Origin of the sequence: Psychrobacter sp. 5A.1 (assembly GCF_030407455.1) — a bacterium.
Taxonomy (GTDB): Bacteria; Pseudomonadota; Gammaproteobacteria; order Pseudomonadales; family Moraxellaceae; genus Psychrobacter.
The window spans coordinates 1-19,260 of sequence record NZ_JASDDJ010000009.1; the positions used below are offsets into that span (position 1 = coordinate 1).

General features: G+C 44.0%; 20 protein-coding genes. 12 read left to right on the forward strand and 8 right to left on the reverse strand.

From position 1 onward, the window contains the following. Window positions 1-29: 29 nt before the first annotated feature. Window positions 30-386: a 50S ribosomal protein L20 gene (rplT, locus tag QL982_RS03350; RefSeq protein ID WP_011281252.1), complete on the reverse strand. Its 357-nt coding sequence runs from the start codon at window positions 384-386 to the stop codon at window positions 30-32. A gap of 150 nt (window positions 387-536) precedes the next feature. Beyond that, a complete protein-coding gene (gene rpmI, locus QL982_RS03355) occupies window positions 537-734 on the reverse strand; it encodes a 50S ribosomal protein L35 (RefSeq protein ID WP_010197866.1) in 198 nt (65 codons plus the stop codon). Between the two features lie 432 nt (window positions 735-1,166). Between rpmI and QL982_RS03360 the strand changes: the two genes are divergently transcribed. The 7 genes from QL982_RS03360 (at window position 1,167) to QL982_RS03390 (ending at window position 7,525) form a co-directional block, all read left to right on the forward strand. Further along, a complete protein-coding gene (locus tag QL982_RS03360) occupies window positions 1,167-1,610 on the forward strand; it encodes a thioesterase family protein (RefSeq protein WP_290164123.1) in 444 nt (147 codons plus the stop codon). Window positions 1,611-1,752: 142 nt separating this feature from the next. Then, a complete protein-coding gene (hisI, locus tag QL982_RS03365; RefSeq protein WP_290164137.1) occupies window positions 1,753-2,631 on the forward strand; it encodes a phosphoribosyl-AMP cyclohydrolase in 879 nt (292 codons plus the stop codon). Window positions 2,632-2,907: 276 nt separating this feature from the next. Then, entirely contained in the window at window positions 2,908-3,150 is a 243-nt protein-coding gene (tatA, locus tag QL982_RS03370; RefSeq protein ID WP_290164124.1) for a Sec-independent protein translocase subunit TatA, read from the forward strand. A 26-nt stretch (window positions 3,151-3,176) separates the two neighbouring features. Further along, window positions 3,177-3,863, forward strand: a complete 687-nt coding sequence (gene tatB, locus QL982_RS03375) for a Sec-independent protein translocase protein TatB (protein WP_290164125.1) — start codon at window positions 3,177-3,179, stop codon at window positions 3,861-3,863. Continuing rightward, window positions 3,863-4,744: a twin-arginine translocase subunit TatC gene (gene tatC, locus QL982_RS03380; protein ID WP_290164126.1), complete on the forward strand. Its 882-nt coding sequence runs from the start codon at window positions 3,863-3,865 to the stop codon at window positions 4,742-4,744. The genes tatB and tatC overlap by 1 nt, the downstream gene beginning before the upstream one ends. Window positions 4,745-4,923: 179 nt before the next feature. Next, on the forward strand, window positions 4,924-6,423 hold the full coding sequence (locus QL982_RS03385) for a UvrD-helicase domain-containing protein (protein ID WP_197218081.1): 1,500 nt from the start codon (window positions 4,924-4,926) through the stop codon (window positions 6,421-6,423). Between the two features lie 76 nt (window positions 6,424-6,499). Further along, the gene (locus QL982_RS03390; RefSeq protein WP_290190165.1) at window positions 6,500-7,525 is read left to right on the forward strand and encodes a tRNA-dihydrouridine synthase; all 1,026 of its coding nucleotides are present in this window, start codon (window positions 6,500-6,502) and stop codon (window positions 7,523-7,525) included. A gap of 52 nt (window positions 7,526-7,577) precedes the next feature. Here the strand turns inward: QL982_RS03390 and QL982_RS03395 are convergent, their stop codons facing one another. Beyond that, the gene (locus QL982_RS03395) at window positions 7,578-8,003 is read right to left on the reverse strand and encodes an MAPEG family protein (RefSeq protein ID WP_290164128.1); all 426 of its coding nucleotides are present in this window, start codon (window positions 8,001-8,003) and stop codon (window positions 7,578-7,580) included. Window positions 8,004-8,017: 14 nt separating this feature from the next. Beyond that, entirely contained in the window at window positions 8,018-8,431 is a 414-nt protein-coding gene (locus tag QL982_RS03400) for an OsmC family protein (RefSeq protein ID WP_110923584.1), read from the reverse strand. Between the two features lie 510 nt (window positions 8,432-8,941). Here QL982_RS03400 and QL982_RS03405 point away from each other — a divergent pair. After that, window positions 8,942-9,460, forward strand: coding sequence for an RNA pyrophosphohydrolase (locus tag QL982_RS03405; RefSeq protein WP_110923585.1), 519 nt, complete (start codon window positions 8,942-8,944; stop codon window positions 9,458-9,460). 108 nt (window positions 9,461-9,568) lie between these two features. Here the strand turns inward: QL982_RS03405 and QL982_RS03410 are convergent, their stop codons facing one another. Both QL982_RS03410 and QL982_RS03415 read right to left on the reverse strand, forming a co-directional pair. After that, window positions 9,569-10,384, reverse strand: a complete 816-nt coding sequence (locus tag QL982_RS03410) for an NRDE family protein (RefSeq protein WP_290164129.1) — start codon at window positions 10,382-10,384, stop codon at window positions 9,569-9,571. Between the two features lie 76 nt (window positions 10,385-10,460). Next, a complete protein-coding gene (locus tag QL982_RS03415; protein WP_290164130.1) occupies window positions 10,461-12,116 on the reverse strand; it encodes a DUF4139 domain-containing protein in 1,656 nt (551 codons plus the stop codon). A 377-nt stretch (window positions 12,117-12,493) separates the two neighbouring features. On the opposite strand from QL982_RS03415, the gene lgt reads away from it, so the two are divergent. From lgt to QL982_RS03435, 4 genes are all read left to right on the forward strand, one after another. Then, window positions 12,494-13,378 carry a prolipoprotein diacylglyceryl transferase gene (gene lgt, locus QL982_RS03420; protein ID WP_290164131.1) on the forward strand — a complete coding sequence of 295 codons (885 nt, stop codon included), beginning with the start codon at window positions 12,494-12,496 and terminating at the stop codon, window positions 13,376-13,378. A 45-nt stretch (window positions 13,379-13,423) separates the two neighbouring features. Then, window positions 13,424-14,284: a thymidylate synthase gene (locus QL982_RS03425; RefSeq protein ID WP_290164132.1), complete on the forward strand. Its 861-nt coding sequence runs from the start codon at window positions 13,424-13,426 to the stop codon at window positions 14,282-14,284. A gap of 64 nt (window positions 14,285-14,348) precedes the next feature. Continuing rightward, window positions 14,349-14,918 (forward strand): dihydrofolate reductase, encoded by a 570-nt coding sequence (locus QL982_RS03430; RefSeq protein WP_290164133.1) that lies wholly within the window; start codon window positions 14,349-14,351, stop codon window positions 14,916-14,918. 3 nt (window positions 14,919-14,921) lie between these two features. After that, window positions 14,922-15,299 (forward strand): TonB family protein, encoded by a 378-nt coding sequence (locus tag QL982_RS03435; protein ID WP_290164134.1) that lies wholly within the window; start codon window positions 14,922-14,924, stop codon window positions 15,297-15,299. Window positions 15,300-15,310: 11 nt separating this feature from the next. Here the strand turns inward: QL982_RS03435 and uvrC are convergent, their stop codons facing one another. After that, entirely contained in the window at window positions 15,311-17,155 is a 1,845-nt protein-coding gene (gene uvrC, locus QL982_RS03440; RefSeq protein WP_290164135.1) for an excinuclease ABC subunit UvrC, read from the reverse strand. A gap of 153 nt (window positions 17,156-17,308) precedes the next feature. Continuing rightward, a complete protein-coding gene (locus QL982_RS03445; protein ID WP_290164136.1) occupies window positions 17,309-18,835 on the reverse strand; it encodes a DUF3360 family protein in 1,527 nt (508 codons plus the stop codon). Window positions 18,836-19,260: the final 425 nt, after the last annotated feature.

Sequence of the window (19,260 nt, forward strand, 5' to 3'; positions counted from 1 at the left end):
CTACTTAATATCTAAAGAGTAGCTAATATTTATGCTAGTTCCGCTTTTGCTTTTTCGACCAATGCTGTGAAAGTCGCTGCATCATGCATAGCGATGTCAGCAAGTACGCGACGATCGATTGCGATGTTAGCTTTTTTCATGCCATTGATAAAGCGGCTATAGCTTAAGCCGTTTAAGCGTGCACCAGCATTGATACGTGCAATCCAAAGACGACGGAAAGTACGTTTTTTGTTGCGACGGTCACGATAAGCATATTGACCAGCTTTGGTCACTGCTTGTACCGCTACACGGTAAACACGTGAACGGGCACCGTAGTAGCCTTTTGCGCGTTTTAGGATTTTTTTGTGACGACGATTCGCCTGTACACCACGTTTTACACGGGCCATAAATTACTCCAAGATATTTTAAATCATTATTAAACGAATCACGATGTCATCGAATAGTAGACATCGTTATCAGATTGCAAGGTCAAATATTTTTAATTAAGTGGCTATTAATTAAACAGCGCTTGATTAAATGCATATGACGATAGGCTATTAGATGTATGGGCACATACGACGAACTGCTGCTTCGTCAGACTTGTCCACCATCTTAAGACCGCGCAACTGGCGAATACGCTTAGCTGATTTCTTGGTCAAGATATGGCTTTTGTTTGCTTGCTTACGCTTGAAGCCGTTTGCTGTTTTTTTGAAGCGTTTAGCTGCACCGCTTCTGGTTTTCATCTTAACTTTCATGATGATTTGCCTCTTTGTCTTTGATAGAACCTGGTCGTCAAATAGTACATAACGAATAGTGGCTTTAAAAACAACCACTAAACCTCTATTTGCCTTGAGGTGGGAGGCCGTATTTTAGCAGATAGTGCGCTGTTTTGCCAAGAAAAGTTTTGGCTGGCCTTTGGTAGACAATATCCTGCAACAAGTGGCATAAATTACGTGACAGCGTGGCCTCTGAGAACCTTCATAAAATGGCGTATTTTTTGCCAAATAGATTGAATGTCAGCGTAAGCTGTGCTTAAGTAGATACTTAACATCATCACAATATAAGCGCCCATAGCACAAGACTATTCACCACATGTATTCAGCCTTACGCTGTGTTTATAATCGTTATGATTGCTACCAGCCCACACCATAGTAAGCAAAACAATCGCTCTCACTCTAGGAGATAGTGTGTCAAAACAAGCGTTAGTATTTGACGACAACTTATTTGTTTTTGAGACAGTGATGCGGGTGCGCCATACTGAAGCCGATACAGGGCAACACATAACCATAGAGGCTTTGACATCCCTACTGTCTGAAGCGCGGTTAAGATTTTTATTTTCGAAAGGCATTAAACATATTAATGCAGACCATCAAGGCTTGATTGTTGATACATTACAATTGGATATTATTAGCCGTATACGAGTACGTGAAGAGCTGTTGATAGAAGTCGGTGTTGAGCCAATATACGATAATGGCGGCAATATAGTGATCAAAGTCATACGTATACACACTGGTGAAACGGTGGCAAAATCACGGCAGCATTTTGTGAATTATGACTTTCACCTTAATAAAGTGACCAAGCTTGATAATACAATCAAAGAAGCTCTATATCCGCATTTATTTAGGCTGTAAAATAGCTGGTCGTAAATAGCCTATCAGCTGACATAGCACTTCAAACAACTATCTCGCTCAAATCACAACTTGATTGAATCGTAAGTAGTATCATTACTTACTGACCCTTTTTACTTTCTACTTATAAGACGATAGATACATGATGACTTTACCTGCTTGGCTGACTGCCGTAAATTTCAATACTGATGGTTTGATTCCTGCAATTGCTCAAGATCATCAGTCAGGTCGAATTTTAATGATGGCTTGGATGAATGCAGAAGCATTGCAGCTAACCGCGCAAACCCAAACAGCGGTTTATTTTTCGCGCTCACGTGCCAAACTGTGGCACAAAGGCGAGTCGTCAGGTCATACGCAAACCGTGCACGATATTCGCTTGGACTGTGACGCAGATGTGATTGTACTTAGTGTGACTCAGGCTGGCGGCATTGCTTGCCATACTGGCCGAGAGTCTTGTTTTTATCAGCGTTTAGATTTATCTGGACAAACACCTGAGTGGGAAACCGTGGATAAGGTGCTAAAAGATCCTGCTGATATCTACCATTCAGATGCAGCGATTTCTACTCATCAAGATAATGAAGCTGATACACATGACATTACTGTAGATGACATTGTTGTAGATGATAATGCTGTCGATGAGAATACCTCAAACAATGACAGCCAAAAAGAGAACGCCTCTATTTTGCAGCAGCTCGATCAAGTGCTGGCCGAACGCAAAAACGCCGACGCCGATAGCTCTTATGTAGCCAGCTTGTATGCTAAAGGGTTAAATAAAATATTAGAAAAAGTCGGTGAAGAGAGTACAGAAAGTATTATCGCAGCCAAAGATTTTGCTAATTGTGATGAAAATAAAGACAAAGCACATTATGATGACGCACGTCGTGAACTCATCTATGAAGTCGCGGATGTTTGGTTTCATACATTGGTCGGACTGGCATGGTTTGACATAGAGTCAGAGGCCGTGTTGAATGAACTAGGAAGACGTTTTGGGTTATCTGGTATTGATGAAAAGGCTGCTCGATAGAGGCCATAACACGCCTTAACATCGCCACTCAATACCATATCCTACAATGATGACATCACTTGGCAGCCTCGATAGCTTTTATAAGCCAGACCGTTGCCCTGTTTGATTATTGTTGCTTTCACCTTTTTGTCATAAGTGCAGGTTATAATGGCAGCTCTTTTAACGTCGCATTATATGTCGATACTTTTTATTTCAGGTTGTCTCATGTACAAGCCTTTTAGAAATGAAAAGTATTACTCATGTACAGACTGAAAACCAAGACATAAGGATAGCTTTATGGGCAGTTTTTCTATTACGCATTGGCTGATATTATTGGTGGTGGTAGTGGTCGTATTTGGCACCTCCAAACTGAGAAATGCTGGTAAAGATTTGGGCGGTGCGGTCAAAGGTTTTAAAGAAGCCGTCAAAGATGAAAATACAGAACATGCCAAAAAACATGCGGTGCTTGATCATGATGGCACAGCTCATACCGAAGAACGCCCAGCAACCACCAAGGTTGATGATACGCACAATGTATAGCATCTAGATAGTGACACTCAACCATTATGTTTGATATTGGGTTTTCTGAATTACTCCTTTTTGGCGTTATCGCCCTCATTGTTTTGGGACCAGAAAAACTGCCACAGGCAGCGCGTACGGCTGGGCAATGGTATGCCAAAATTCGCCGTACGGTCTCAACGTTGCAGTCCGAAATAGAGGCAGAGCTAGACTTGGCTGAAACACGGCAGCAAATGCAAAAAGAGCTTGCCAAAATTCGTCAGACCGAGGCGGATATGAGGCGCGAGATGGCAGAGATGCGCGGTAATATGAAAGAATTTGAGTCTTCACAAAACCAAACGCTGAGAGCGAGCCGTGAGACCGTCGATGGTCATAAAAATACTGTAAACAACGAAGTTGATAGCAGAGTAAACAGTAACCAAGCCCCTGCTCCAAAAGAGTTTGATTACGCCTATGATACTACTGACAATCCAAATGATTCGCAGCAAGACTCGGCAGCAGACTGTGACGGTAGCAGTATAAATAACGTGCCTGCTGTATCTAATGACAGTCCAAACATCGTTACTCAAACCCTCACAACCAAACCTTGGGAAAATATGTGGTTCCGTCTTGGTGCTTATGACAAAGCTCGCCGTCTGCCTATGCCACCGTACGTACCAAACTATCAAGCCGATGTCTTACTAAACAGCCCTGTAAGCACCCAGACTTCTGTCAATAAGCAGGAGACTGATTGATGCAATTATTCAAACGCAAAAAAAGCCGTCAAGAAAAACTCGCTGTTTCAGATAGCGCTGACCCAACTATAAAAGCAACGACAAATGCCACTCAAAACGAAGCGTCAGCGGATGTTTTAAGCTCATTAGCCGATATGCCCATCACTGAGCATTTAATCGAGCTACGTAGACACTTGATCAAAATATGTGTTGCGGTACTGGTCATATTTTTGGCTTTGGTAGGCTATTCGCGCGAGCTATATAACTTGTTGTCTGACCCACTGGTTGCACAACTGCCAGCCAATTCAACCATGATTGCGACAGACATCACCTCCAACTTTATGGCACCGATACGCCTGACCGTTTTTGTCGCTGCATTCTTTGCCATGCCTTATATTTTGTATCAAATCTGGTCATTTGTTGCCCCAGGCTTATATAAGAAAGAGAAGAAAATCGCGATTCCAGTACTACTATCTTCGATATTCTTATTTTATTCTGGCGTAGCGTTTGCTTACTTTATTGTGCTCAAAGGGGTTCTAAAATTCTTTATCATGTTTGCCCCGCAAAACGTCCTACCAATGACAGATATTGACAGTTATCTAAGCTTTGCACTCAAACTGTTTATGGTATTTGGACTGACCTTTGAGATTCCAGTCGTCACCTTGCTATTGATATTGACTGGCATTGTCTCCATTAAAAGTCTAGAAGATAAGCGCCGCTATATCATTGTCGGCTGTTTTGCCGTGGCGGCAGTCGTCACACCGCCTGATGGGGTATCGATGCTGATGCTTGCCATTCCGATGTGGTTATTGTTTGAGCTTGGTTTATTTTTAGCCAAAATTTTAATTAAAGAAGAGCCTCGTGCTGCTTTAGCTACTAAGACGGCCTCGCACAAAGAATAAACTTACCAGTTAATTCAAAACAGGCCAACGCGCTAATCTGTTAATATGGTTACTTAAGCCTCAAGTAATCGTCGATACCTCTTTTGACTATATTATCACTAATCAGCCATTGTCTATGCAGTGGCTTTTTTTACCCCCATCATTTTTGACCATGTTTTACTCTTTTAGGTAACTTTGTTATGTCCGCATCTATGCCAGCTTATATGAGCGATCCCACTGACGAGCAATTAAATGCGCTCAATATGGCGATGGATCACAAGTCATTCAAAGTGGTGGCTTATGCGGGTGCTGGTAAAACCACGACGTTAAAGCTCATCGGTGAGCGCCTGCGCGGACGCGGCTTATATTTAGCCTTTAATAAAACGATTGCCAATGATGCTCGTTCAAAGTTTCCACCGCATGTGGAATGTCGCACCTTTCACTCACTTGCCTATCGTCATGTCGCACGTGATATCACGGCCAAACTATCCTTGCCACGCTTTTCACCCAAGCGGCTTGGCGATGATTTGGGCTTGCAACCTGTCCAAGTGCGTCGGCAAATGGATGGCATAAACAAATATATTACGCTCACGCCAGCTCGATTATCACGTTTCGTTAGTGACGCCGTGAGCAATTTTTGTAGTACTCATGCCAGCTACCCTGCACCCAGACATATATTATTTCCAAGTTGGCTCGATGAGTCAGATGCAGAGCAATTACGTGAGATGCTCTACCCTGCCGTAGAACATCGTTGGTTACAGTCGATTGATGCGCGTCATCCTGCTGGCATCGGGCATGATATTTATCTGAAGCTTTGGGCATTGTCTAAGCCAAGCATTCCAGCGGATTTTATCTTATTTGATGAAGCACAAGATGCAGATCCATTGATGATGGGGATTTTGACTCAGCAACCGAGACAGGTCATCTATGTGGGCGATGCGCATCAGCAGATTTACGAGTGGCGCGGTGCGGTCAATGCCATGAAAAAATTACCACTGCCGCAAACCTTATTGACGCAGTCTTTTCGTTTTGGCGAGCCAATTGCAGAAGTTGCCAATACACTGCTGAAAGCACTGCAAGAAGACGTACCGCTCAAGGGCAATCCTAATAAACAATCCTCTACCGACAAAGGCATGGTACACAGTAAAAAAGACGCTATCCTATGTCGCACCAATGCCGCTGCGATGTCGCAACTATTGACTGGACTTAAACTCGGTCATAGAGTGGCACTGCAAGCCGATACTGATCGTATGCTTAAATTCTGTCAGGCCGCCGAAAACTTAAAAAATGGTAAGTCTGCTTATGGCGTGCCCGAGCTGGCATATTTTTATAATTGGGGCGATGTGCAAGAATACGCCGAAACCAATGAAGGCAGCGATCTCAAAACTCTGGTGAAATTGGTCGACGATCATGGTACCAACGTATTGAGTCAAGCGGTCAATAGTTTGACCAGTATCGAAAATGCCGACTATGTCATCTCAACTGCTCACAAAGCCAAAGGGCTTGAATGGGGAAAGGTACAGTTAGATGATGACTTTTATTATGATGTCACTACCAACGCGGTCAAGATAAGTCCAGAAGAGTTGCGCTTACTATATGTCGCTTGCACGCGTGCCCAGACTAACTTAGACATTCATAATATTAAAGACTTGATATCAGGATTGCAGACAGGCAAGAAAGTTATTTTTGGTAAGACTTAATCATCCTCTATCTCTGCCAATCTCAAGTTTCATTCTATCTTTCGTTATAGCAACCTTTTAGCAGTGAACAACAAGCATGAATAATAGTCAGCAACTTCAAGCACGTCAAAACACCATCCGTCAGTTATTTGCCAACCCCGTCCGCTTACTTGCGCCAATGGAAGGCTTGACCGATCCATTGATGCGACAAATTCTCACGCAAATTGCGGCAGATTTAGGTCGTCCCTATGACTGGTCAGTTAGCGAGTTTATTCGCGTGACCCAGCATGTCTTACCCGCGCATGTATTTTATAAATACGTTCCAGAATTGCGTCATGATGCCAAGACTGCCTGTGGCACACCGATTCATTTGCAACTTTTAGGCAGCGAAGCGCAGCTGATGGCAGATAACGCAGCATATGCTGCCGAGCTTGGTGCACCTGCCATTGATATCAATTTTGGTTGCCCTGCTAAAACGGTAAACAGCCATCGTGGTGGTTCGGTCTTATTGGATGAACCCGAAACCATGTATCAGATTATCAGCGCGGTGCGTCAAGCAGTACCTGCCGACATTCCAGTCTCGGCCAAGATACGTTTAGGCTATACCGACACCAGTAGAATGGATGATATTCGTGGCGCGATTAATGACAGTGGTACTGATTGGCTGACCATTCATGCTCGAACCAAAACCCAAGGCTATAAGCCACCCGCCTACTGGGACAAGATTCAAAGTTTTAACGCGCTCGATATTCCAGTCATTGCCAATGGTGAAATATGGAACGCAGAACATGCACAGAACTGCATGACGCAAGCTGGTACAGAACATTTAATGTTAGGTCGCGGTGCGGTTACCCGTCCAGATTTAGTTGCTCGTGTGGATTGCGGTTCAGATGATGCCATGCTAAGTGCGGCAACGTTGTCGTGGAAAGCGATGGTCACCCATCAGATAAAATTTTTGGAAGGTCAGGCTAAAACTGAAGTGATATTGATCGGTCGTTATAAGCAGTGGCTCGCGATGCTCACCAAAGGCTATGCTGAGGCGCAGGTATTATGGGACCGTATCAAACGAGAAAAAAACAAAGCAGTGATTATCAGTGCGCTACAATCTAGCATACAACAATAATCACCTGCTCATATTTGGTTGATCTAGACCCTATAAAAATTAACGCCAAGCGTTATACACTCACTCGAATCGCTAAATAAAATAGCATCAAAGAACAAGCCATCGATAACGCCCAAAGTATCGAGCGAAAAGCTGACAAATTGGTGATATAAGCCACACAAAAGCCAATACGAATCAGCACATATAGCCAAGCCAATACATTGATAATCGCCTGTGGAACGAAGAACAGCATCGCCGTCAGGACGGCCGCCAAAAATATAGGCAACGTCTCATAGCTGTTTTGCTGTGCCGCATTAGCACGTGCTGCCATTCCTGTCGCATTTTGAAAAAAATCGCGAGGATGTGCGTTATTTCTGAGCTTAAAACCGCCAGATGCTTTTGCAACGATTGATACTAACCATGGTAGTAAGCTTGCCACCACCATTGCCGAAATGGCAGATGCTGCGGTATTAGAGACCAACTCCAAAAGTGCATTCATTAATATATTCGCCTCTACCCTGCTATAACTTCAAAATCATGAGTGACATTCACGCCGCCTTGTACCAACATTCTACTGGCTGAGCAGTATTTTTCTGCTGACAAGTGAATAGCTTTTTCAACTTGTTTTTCTTTGACATCTTGACCCGTCACCACGAAATGCATATGGATATCGGTATATACCGCTGGTACGGTTTCAGCACGTTGTGCGGTTAGCTCACAACGTACATCTGTCACTGCTTGGCGTGATTTTTGTAAAATCTCTACGACATCATAGCTAGCGCAACCACCAAGCCCTAATAGAATCAGCTCCATTGGACTGGCGCCTTTTTCTTTGTCTGCATCGATCTGTACGTTATGTCCTGACGGTGACACCCCCATAAATGCTTTGTTTTCTTGCCACGTAACACTTGCTTTTGATTCTGACATTTTACCTATTCCTTATTTCAATTATTAGATTTCAATGAGCAGGTTCTCTGCTTTTTATTTTTAAAAATACACGTTGCTTTAATACCTTAATACCGTATTGGCAGTTACTCATATTGCTAGTGTAGCATAAGCCAAAGCGAGATTTTATAGAGCCATTGTTTTGATATCGTGCCATAAAAAGCAAAGGCATTTTGTCTATTTACGATCCCCGATCTACTACTTAATAAGTATGCAGCAGAATGACTGTCAGGACTCATCGCTATATTCATTAAAACCTTGTCTGAAAAACCTACAAAAGTCTATTTATAACTACTTGATTTTAAACAGCTAAACTCGTGAAACATTTTATAGCAAAATACTGTTACACATTTTGCTTGTTTCTTGGTTTAATAACGGTAATGAATCTTATTTTGACTTAATATCGACGACAGTCACCCTATAATAATTATGATTGTTGTCACAACATTAAGTCGAAATGAGCTATTTTAAATAAATTAAAAAGGTTTAGTCATGATAGATGCAGACGGCTTTCGCGCCAATGTCGGCATCATCTTGGCAAATACACAAGGGCAGGTTCTGTGGGCAAAACGTATTGGTCACAACGCTTGGCAGTTTCCGCAAGGCGGTATCGACCGCGGAGAGACGCCGATGGATGCGATGTATCGCGAGCTCTGGGAAGAGGTCGGCCTACATCCGCGTCATGTAGACTTGTTGGCAGTGACGCAAGATTGGTTGCGTTATCGACTGCCAAAACGCTATGTGCGACATGGACAACACCCTTTGTGTATTGGGCAAAAACAAAAATGGTTTTTGCTGCGCTTAGATGAGGCAAACACTCAACATATTCGCTTTGATGAAGGAAAACCAGAATTTGACCATTGGCAATGGGTCAGTTACTGGTATCCACTCGGACAAGTGATTCATTTTAAACGAGGCGTTTATCGCCGTGCCTTGCAAGAACTGGTGCGCGAGCTTCCCTTAAAGCAAGAACTGATTATCCCCGAACAAGAAAATCATTTGATAGTGTAATAAAAAACACCCTCGGTAATGGCTAAAGTTCTAGCAATTACCGAGGGTGTTTTTTATTGTTTTCCAGCTATTGGTTTCCAGCTATTGGTTTCCAGCTATTGTTTTCAGTTATTTTGAGTGATGATCAAACTCTCGACTGATAATATTCGCGGTGAATTTTTCGCCCGTATCGCCCTCTTTGCGCAACGTCAAAATACTTTGGGTACGAGTCCCATAAGTGGGTACATTTTTTTCTGTATTGCCAAAAGCCACTGGCTCAATATAAACAGAAGACAGCATCTGCTCCACCTCAAACGCCACGCCAGTATCAGGCAGCTTATCTGCTGGCGCTGGCGTATTGTCAGATAACACATCGAAAGCTGCCTCGTGCCAGTACTCAGGCGAGCTGTCTTCAGCAATGAGCGGCAATACTTCTTGCCGTAACCTGCCACGTAAACGTTCCGTCTTAAACCAACTGTCCTCTGGCTGACCGTTAGAGAGCACATGCAAACCTGCATATAATGGCGTTGGCGCATGACCGCGATTATTAACGATGACGGCTTGTGCTGTATCGCCAATAATAAGATTAAACCCAGCATAATCTTGCAGATTAATCTTTCGGGCAAAATTCATCGGGCTAATAATACTTGTCAAAAAGTCAGTCACGAGCGCACCGCGTGAACGCTCGTCCGTCCCTGCCTGCACGCCATCACGAAAGTTTAGTACCGCAGCCCAACGACCATTCTGCTCAAAAAAACCTGTCTGTTTTTCTTGATGAATGCCTAACCACGTGCCACCGCTTTGCTTATCACGTCCAGCATAAATAGGCTGATCAGACCACTGATTTAACGACTCAGTTGGACGCTCTAGAAACTCATCACGATTGGACAATAATACCAATGGCAGCTCATCAAATAACTGCCAAGCAATGGCGACGATACACATAGCATTCCTTTTATAATAATTTTCTGTTATACCAATGCTTTTTAGCAAAAATAAAGAGCACAGTCTAAGGTTTTACTTATTGATTGCCAGCCAACAGTTTATTGGCGGGATAGCTAACCTGAGACGTTGAGCGTATTACTTGTGACTGCTTACTTGGTAAGTCAAACTCCCATGCTACTATGCCTTGATTGTCATTCCAATCTCGTTCGGTTACAGGCGGCGTATGAGTGACCGTAACCTTTAGACTGTCATCACGGCTGATAGGCTCACTGCCCAGTACCTGCAAGCGTACACTGCGATTATGCTGATTGGTAAATTGATAGGCGTTGGTGGTCGTTATAGATTGCGTACGGTTCAGCACGCCTTTCTCGCCTTGCTTGTCTTCATTGGTCAGCTCTTTGACCTTCATATTTGGATCACTACCAAAGCCAATGCCTTGCTCTTTTAGCATTTGGTAGCTATAACGTGATTGACCCACATAGTTGTCATCACGGTACAGCTGTAGCGACCCATCGACCCAGTCTGGTGTTAGAAATGGCGCTGAGGCATACCAATAGGCGGCAGTCTCAACGCTTGGTGTGCTGCGAACCCATAGCTTACTGCTACCAACCTGCTCTCCAATCACTGTACGTACCCGTCGGCCATCGCTAGGAATGCTCACTAACTGCGGTAAACGATACTCGATGATACCGTTTTTGTTTTGACTACTCACGCTGAAATTAGGTAGCGGTGCCTTACTGACTCTTGATCTTTTGATGTAAGCCATTCCTGCCGCCATCACAGGAGCAGCATCCATCATAGGTGACTCACGCCTAACCTTAGCATCTTGATTCTCTTCATATAATGACAGACGCTGCACATAAGGCAGTTGCCCTGTCGTACTTTGATTGGGATTAACGGTACTGAGGGTCACCGGTACGTTTGTCCAATTCTCACCGGTTTGCTGAGCGATAATCGCAGAGGCGGTGATACTTAACTGCTCACTAGTCGTATTTAGGCGGGCTTGATACGCCGGCTCCCAACCTGCGCCGCGCACTTGGTAGTGCAACTTAATATTACTTGGCGAGCTACTGGCGGCACGTACACTCACCTGTGTCACATTATTAAAGGTTGATGTCGCGCTGCCTGACATAAGCTGATTAAGTGCGTCTTGAGCACGTGCCTGACGTTGCTGAATCTCTAAAATTCTTTGGTTAATACTGGTCGCTTGGGTCTCTATATCGCGCGCATTATTGGCAATCGTACTATCCGTATTAACCTGCGTGGCTTTGGTCAAATTCTGCAAGTATGCTTTTGCTAAGCGTGCTGCTTCCAATTCTGCATTGATATTGGCTAACGTATGTTGCTGCGTCTGTACCTTAGCATCACCTTGATATTGGCATTGCGCTGCTTGCTCTCCAGTCAATTCTTCAATACTGATTTCACCGACGTTGACGTTACCCACCGCTTGTACACTCAAGCTCTCTTTGTCCGTTTGAGGTGACAAGCACGAAAATACAACGGTTTGCTCACCGTTACCTGCGATGGGCAGCGCCCGTGTCACGCTTGCCAATCCTTGATAGATGGTCACTTGCTCGACACTGCTCGTTGCCGCTTGCGCGGAAGACAGCCCCAATATGGCACTACCACCAAACATAAGCGGCAAAGCAAGACATCTAGTCATTTTATTAAGCGGCGGTAATGCGCTGCCATGGTCTGTTGAAACAGACGACTGTATTACATGTGCGTTCATACATCATTCCTTAGAAGTAAAATCCATCATGGCAGCAGCGCACCCTTTCTATCAGCTTGGCTATCAGATCAGCGCGCCAGACAATTTTTATCAAAAATAGTATCTCTCAAAGATATTACCGTAGCGTTTTTGAAACTTTTTAGCAACAAATGTCTCTGTCAGAACTAGGGCGTGTCATCATGAAATATTTTCATGATGACACGCCCTAGTTCTGTTTCATTCAGCATCTTACCTACTTCCTACCCTATGTGTTCCGCACTGTATCAACCGTTCAACTTCTCGATGCTAACTGATTGGCATCATAGCAATTGTGTATGCTCGACGAATGAAATTTGCTATTATGAGCGGCATTCTATTACCAAATTTATGATGCCCTTATGATGATTCATCCTCAGTACGATCCTGTAGCATTAGCACTTGGACCCGTCGAAGTCCATTGGTATGGGCTGATGTATTTGTTGGCATTCGCCGCCGCTTATGGCCTAGCGTGGTATCGCAGCACCAAACGCGACAATTGGACCACTGACATGGTGTCCGACTTGGTGTTTTTTGGTGCACTGGGCGTTATTTTAGGTGGCCGTGTCGGCTATGTGTTGTTTTATCAATTCGGTGAATTTTTACAAAATCCAGCCTATCTCTTTAAAGTCTGGGAAGGTGGTATGTCTTTCCATGGCGGCATGATTGGCGTCTTACTTGGCATGTTATATTTTGCCCGTAAGTACAAAAAAACCGCGTTTCAAGTGCTGGATTTTGTCGTTCCCTGTGTCCCAACGGGCTTGTTATTTGGTCGTATTGGCAATTATATCAATGGTGAGCTATGGGGCCGTGTCTCTGACGGTGGCTACAATTGGCTCACTTACTTTCCGCAAGCAGCTGGGTTTGATATGCAACAATTGCAAACCAACCCTGAGCTACAAGAGTTGATGGTCGAAGTGAATGGGCAGTATTTGCTACCTCGTCATCCTTCACAATTGTATGAAGCGCTTGCTGAAGGTTTATTGCTATTCCTTTTCCTATGGTGGTATTCATCAAAACCGCGCCCGCGTATGGCAGCATCCGCTGTGTTTTTATTAGGATACGGTATCAGCCGCTTTATCATTGAGTTCTTCCGTCAGCCAGACGTCGACCAAGGATTCATCCTATTAGGCTGGATGACCAAAGGGCAAATACTCAGCGCCCCAATGATTATTATTGGCTTTATTCTACTAGTCTATGCTTACAAACGCGGCATCTATGACTGGGGTAAGCAAGCTGCTTATTAAGCCATATATCCATCAGTGTACTAAACAATACCGACGAGCATTTTTATGATTAACAGCAATAACGAGCAGGGCTATTTAGACTTGCTCAAACACGTTTTGACCACAGGTACTGAAAAAGGCGATCGTACTGGCACTGGTACGCTCAGCCACTTTGGCGCGCAGCTGCGTTTTGACTTAGCGTCAGGGTTTCCGCTATTGACCACCAAAAAAGTCCATTTTAAATCCATCGCCTATGAGCTATTTTGGTTTTTAAGTGGTAGTACTCACGTTGATTATTTGCAAGCCAATGGCGTACGAATTTGGAACGAATGGGCTACTGCAGAGCAGACGGCGCGCTTTAATCGACCTGCTGGCGATTTGGGCCCTGTCTATGGTCATCAATGGCGCAATTATGGCGCAACCAAAGATGAAGACGACAATTACCATGCTGATGGCGTCGATCAAATCACCCAAGTCATCGAACAGATAAAGACCAATCCTAATTCACGCCGTTTGATCGTGTCTGGTTGGAATCCTGGCGAAGCAGATCAAGTTGCCTTACCGCCTTGTCATACCATGTTTCAATTCTTCGTCGCGGACAATAAACTGTCATGCCAGCTCTATCAGCGTTCAGCAGATTTATTTCTAGGTGTGCCGTTTAACATTGCCAGCTATGCCCTGCTTACCCATATGGTTGCGCAAATTTGTGGTCTAGAAGTGGGTGAATTCATCTGGACAGGTGGTGATTGCCATATTTATCAAAACCATCGTGAGCAAGTTGAGTTACAGTTGACGCGTTCGCTATATACACTGCCAACGTTGACACTTAACCCTGATGTTAATGACATTTTTGCCTTCAATTACGACGATATTAGCGTTGAAGGTTACGAATCACATCCCGCTATCAAAGCCAAGGTTGCGGTATAGCATTGGTCTGATTGACTGATTTAAATAAGCTTAAAATTGTAAAAGATAATAAAAAGGATAGATTATGAGTTATGCCCACACCGAAGTTGCCCAAATCGCTGCTATCAGTAGCAACCGTTGTATCGGTAAGGATAATGAGCTGCCGTGGCATATCTCAGCAGACTTGCAGCACTTCAAAAAGATGACGACCAAACAAAATAATGGTGGCATACAAGGCATCGTCATTATGGGTCGTAAGACGTTTGAATCGATGGGCAGTAAGCCTTTGCCAAAGCGCGTTAGCTTTATCATCAGCAGCCAATTGGATTATGCTGAGCAAAAAGGCCTCGTTGGAAAAGACAATGCTTACGTAGTACACAACCTAGACGATGCTTTGACACAAGCAGCCAGTCTGGCACATGGCGCGCATCTAGATACCATTTGGGTGATTGGTGGCGAGCGCGTCTTTAGCGATGCCTTACTGTACACCGACCGTATTGAGCTGACCCATGTAGACACCGAAATTACCGATGGTGATGCATTCTACCCTGAATTGCCAAGTGAATTTGAAGTGGCAGAAGAATCTGAGCAGATGCACGATGAAAAGAGTGCATTAGATTTTAAATTTGTGACTTATAAAAGTATAGCGAACTAAAAAATGGCGAAAAGAAATTTACTACTCGTACTTCTCTTCGCATTTATGACAGGCTGCCAAAGTCTGCCTCAACGAGAGCCTGTTATAGTTCCTCCTAAAGTTATGCGATCCGTAAGTTTCAAGCCAAGTAGTCGCACATTAAAGAAAATTGAGCCCGCAGGAACTTATCAAGTATCTTTATACCTGAATATTGATAAATACGGCAAAGTTGACAATATTCGTATTAAAGAGTCATCAGGTAACGAACTTCTAGATAAACATAGCACAAGAAGAGCCCAAAGAATCATATTTCATGCGGCCACTGAAGACGGTAAATTTGTAAAATCAACCGCCACCCTACCTATTACTTACGAAATACCTGAAGATGTTAGGTACCGCTAAACTATAGCTGTTTACTCATGCAAAACCTTATAAACGGTTTTCGCAAGCACAGGCCCAATACCTTGCACGCCTGCCAGCTCTTGCTGCGATGCGCCAAGCAGTTGCTGCATACCACCAAAGTGATTCAGCAGGTCACGGCGGCGTTTTTCGCCCAGCCCCGGTATGACTTCTAGTACTGACGATGAACGGCGCTTGTCACGTTTTTTACGGTGCGCCGTAATCGCAAAACGATGTGCCTCATCTCGAATATGCATCAATAAATGCAGCGCTTTACTATCCATCGGTAGATCTAGCGGCTCATGGTCAATAAAATGCAATACTTCAAGCCCAGCCTTGCGCCCTTCCCCTTTCGCCACACTAATGAGCAAAGTATCACCAAGAATACCCAACTCAGTCAATACTTCTTTAGCAATACCAAGCTGACCTTTACCACCATCAATCAGTAGTAAATCAGGCAGCGGCTGCTTCTTATAACGCCGTGTCAGCACTTGCTTCATCGCCGCATAGTCATCACCGCCTACGATGTCATGGATAGCATACTGACGATAATCACGGCGACGCGAGCCACCTTGGTCAAATACTACACAGCTACCAATGGTCGCTTCACCCATCGTATGTGAGATATCAAAACACTCAATCCGATCAATGGTTCGCTCGGTGACATCGGCCAATACATCTTTTAATGCACCAAAACGCGCATGCAATTCTAAATAATCGCCCAGCTTGGTTTTTAGCGCGTTATTGGTGTTCAGTTTTGCCAAATCTAGCCACTCTGCACGATGTTCACGTACATTGGTTTTGATAACGACTTTGCTACCAAAGTGCGTCGCCAATGCCTCACTCACTGCCAGCTGATCAGGAAGCTCATGAGTTAGCATGATTTCTGCAGGCAGATCATCCGTCACCTGAAAATAGAAAGAAGTAATAAAAGCAGATAAATTATCCGCGAGCGATTCGCTGCTGTCGACGTCAGGGAAATAGTTCTTACCACCCAGCACACGACCGCCACGGACAGTCAGTACGTTGACACACGTCATGCCTGCCTGACTGGCAATAGCAATCACATCGGCCTCACCTTGCACAGTATAGACCGCTTGCTTGGCTTGCACTTCACGCAGCATAGAAAGCTGATCGCGATAAAATACTGCTTTCTCAAAATCTAACGCTTCAGCTGATGCTTCCATTTTTTCAATCAGCGTGGTATGAATATCACTAGAGTCACCCTTTAAAAAACGAATGGTATTGTTGACGTCCTCTGCATACTCTTCTGCTGACACCAAGCCAACACAGGGTGCACGGCAGCGTTTGATTTGATACTCAAGACATGGGCGCTTACGTTGATTGAAGAAGGTATTGGTACATTGGCGCATTTGAAACATTTTTTGCATCAGCACTAGCGTTTCTTTTGCCGCATGAGCAGATGGAAACGGTCCAAAGAATCGACCTTTTTGATGATTGCCTTTACCACGACCATACGCCAATCTTGGATAAGGCTTGTCGGCTGAGATAAACACATAGAGGTAAGATTTATCATCCCGTAGCAGCACGTTATAGGGAGGACGATATTCTTTAATCAGATTTTGCTCAAGCAGCAGGGCTTCAGTCTCACTACGCGTGATAATGGTTTCGATATCATGGATACGCGCCACTAACGCTCGAGTTTTTGGATGATCGATCGTCTTTGCGAAGTAGCTGTTTACACGACTTTTAAAGGACTTAGCCTTGCCAACGTATAAGATATCACCGTTTTTACCCAGCATTTTATACACACCAGGCAAATTGGGTAAGCGCTGAATTAAATGCTTAAGACGGGCTTTTTTATCATCGATAGGGCTAGATTCTGAGACATGAACCATAGAATTTACTGCTCTTAAAAGTCTTATAATACTGCTAGTTATGGGGCGGGAGTCATTGTTTTACAAGCTAATTATTATCATAGCTTCACCCATAAAAAAGCCAGCTTTCGCTGACTTAGTTTGTTCTATTATCGTTTATTCAGCAACCTACTACTAATGACGGAAGTTTGCCATCAATGCTGGGATGCCTGGCAGCATACCAACGATAGCCATCACGCCTGTCAGTACCACAAACATAATACCTGGTATGATCCAGCGGCTCATCTTAGTCAAATTGGCACTACGTTCTTTAGAGCCAATCAAGCCTAGATTATCCAGTAATAGCGTGAGTGACCAACCAAAGGCAGGGTTTACCAATGCAGAGGCAAACACCACAATCGCAGCAGACTGGGTCGTTTTTCCTTCGCGAGTCATCTCCATGCCAGCTTCAAGCAGTGGAATAAACACCCCAACGATCAATGCCACACACATCACTGGCTGCCAGATAGCCAAATCCATTGGATAGCCCCAAACCCCTGCGATAATACAAAACAATGCCGTCAATAAGGCACCGGCAGGAATCGGACGTTTGGCAATCGCTGCTGGCACAATATAGGTGCCCCACGATGACGCAAAGTTAGCACCGCCCAATACAGAGCCTACTACCTGACGAAACGAAGCGCTGGTCATTGTGTCATCGATATCCATGAGTACCTTTTCAGTACGTTTAGGATAGCTGATTTTTTGAAAGACCTGATGACCCAAGAAATCTGGTGACCACATCGCAACCGCCAAAATAGCAAATGGCAGTACGACAATAAAGCTTTCAACCGTAGGTAATCCTAGCATCCAACCAGTATTTTCACCCCACCAATACATCGGGTTCATATTCGGCAAGCCTGGTGCGGTTTTGAACTCAAAAGGAGCGCCTAATGCAAAAGCGAGACCGCCACCTAATACACAGCTTAGCGGCACCGCAAGCCAGCGTTTTTGCCAGTGCTCAAGTAATGCATATAGCAGGATAGTTGCCAAAATAATAAAAAAGGCAATATGCGACATGCCAATACCTTCTGCCCAAGCAAAGAGGTTTTTGACCTGTGAGGTCGTACCGATAAACCCTAAGTAAATCAAGAGGCCACCGCACACACCTTTACTGGTCAGATTTGCCAGCAGACTGCCTCCTTTACTGATTGCCAATAGCAAGCCAAAGGCACCGATGAGCAGACCAAACGCCATTGGATGGCCACCAGCGGCTACAACAATAGGAATAAGGGGAATAAGGGGGCCGTGAGTACCTGCAAGGTTGGCTGTCGGGAGTAGCAATCCTGAAAATAAGATGATGAAGAATGAAACGATTAATAGCTCATAACGAACGTTTTCTAAAACAAACGCATCGCCCAAACCAAGTGGACCTGCAAATGTTGCAGCAATCGCACCCACCATAACCACTTTACCGATGGTGGCGGCCATTGCTGGAATGGTGTCTTCATACTCAAAGCGATAATCACGAAACGGCAAATTGGGACGCCAGCGTTTGGGCTGCATGATTTGTAGTTCATGGTTTAGATAAGCATCACGACTGTCAAAACTTGAGCTTGGTTTATGTAAATCTACATAACTACCCTGTGGGTGACTGTCATGACTAGATAGATTCGATGGCGGCGGATTAGACCCTGAAGAGGGGATCTGAGAATTACTCATCACATTTCCTTGTGTCGATTACGTCTTTGATTAACTGATCACTTTTTGATTTGCTATTAGGGCGTGTCATCAATTAGCACATTGATACATTTAGTGGTCTCAAAATGACTAAATTGTGTCAAATATCCTCAGAAATGTTGTCAATATATTCATATTTACGGCAATTTCCTACTTGCTTGGATGAGATGCCCTAGCTCAAAACCCAAGCGGTCATTATAAACGGCAAACCATTGTATGTTATGAGGTGATTGAATGCGACCTTAAAGCCTTTTAAAGATACTATGTATATCGTTATACTATATAACTTAAAGTTTGTTTTTATAAAAAAATCAAACTTAATAGGAAACTATCAGTAAAAAATGGCTCTAATATGAGCTTTAAAGGAGAATAAATGACATTTTTCTTGATAATTGTTTATATCTGTG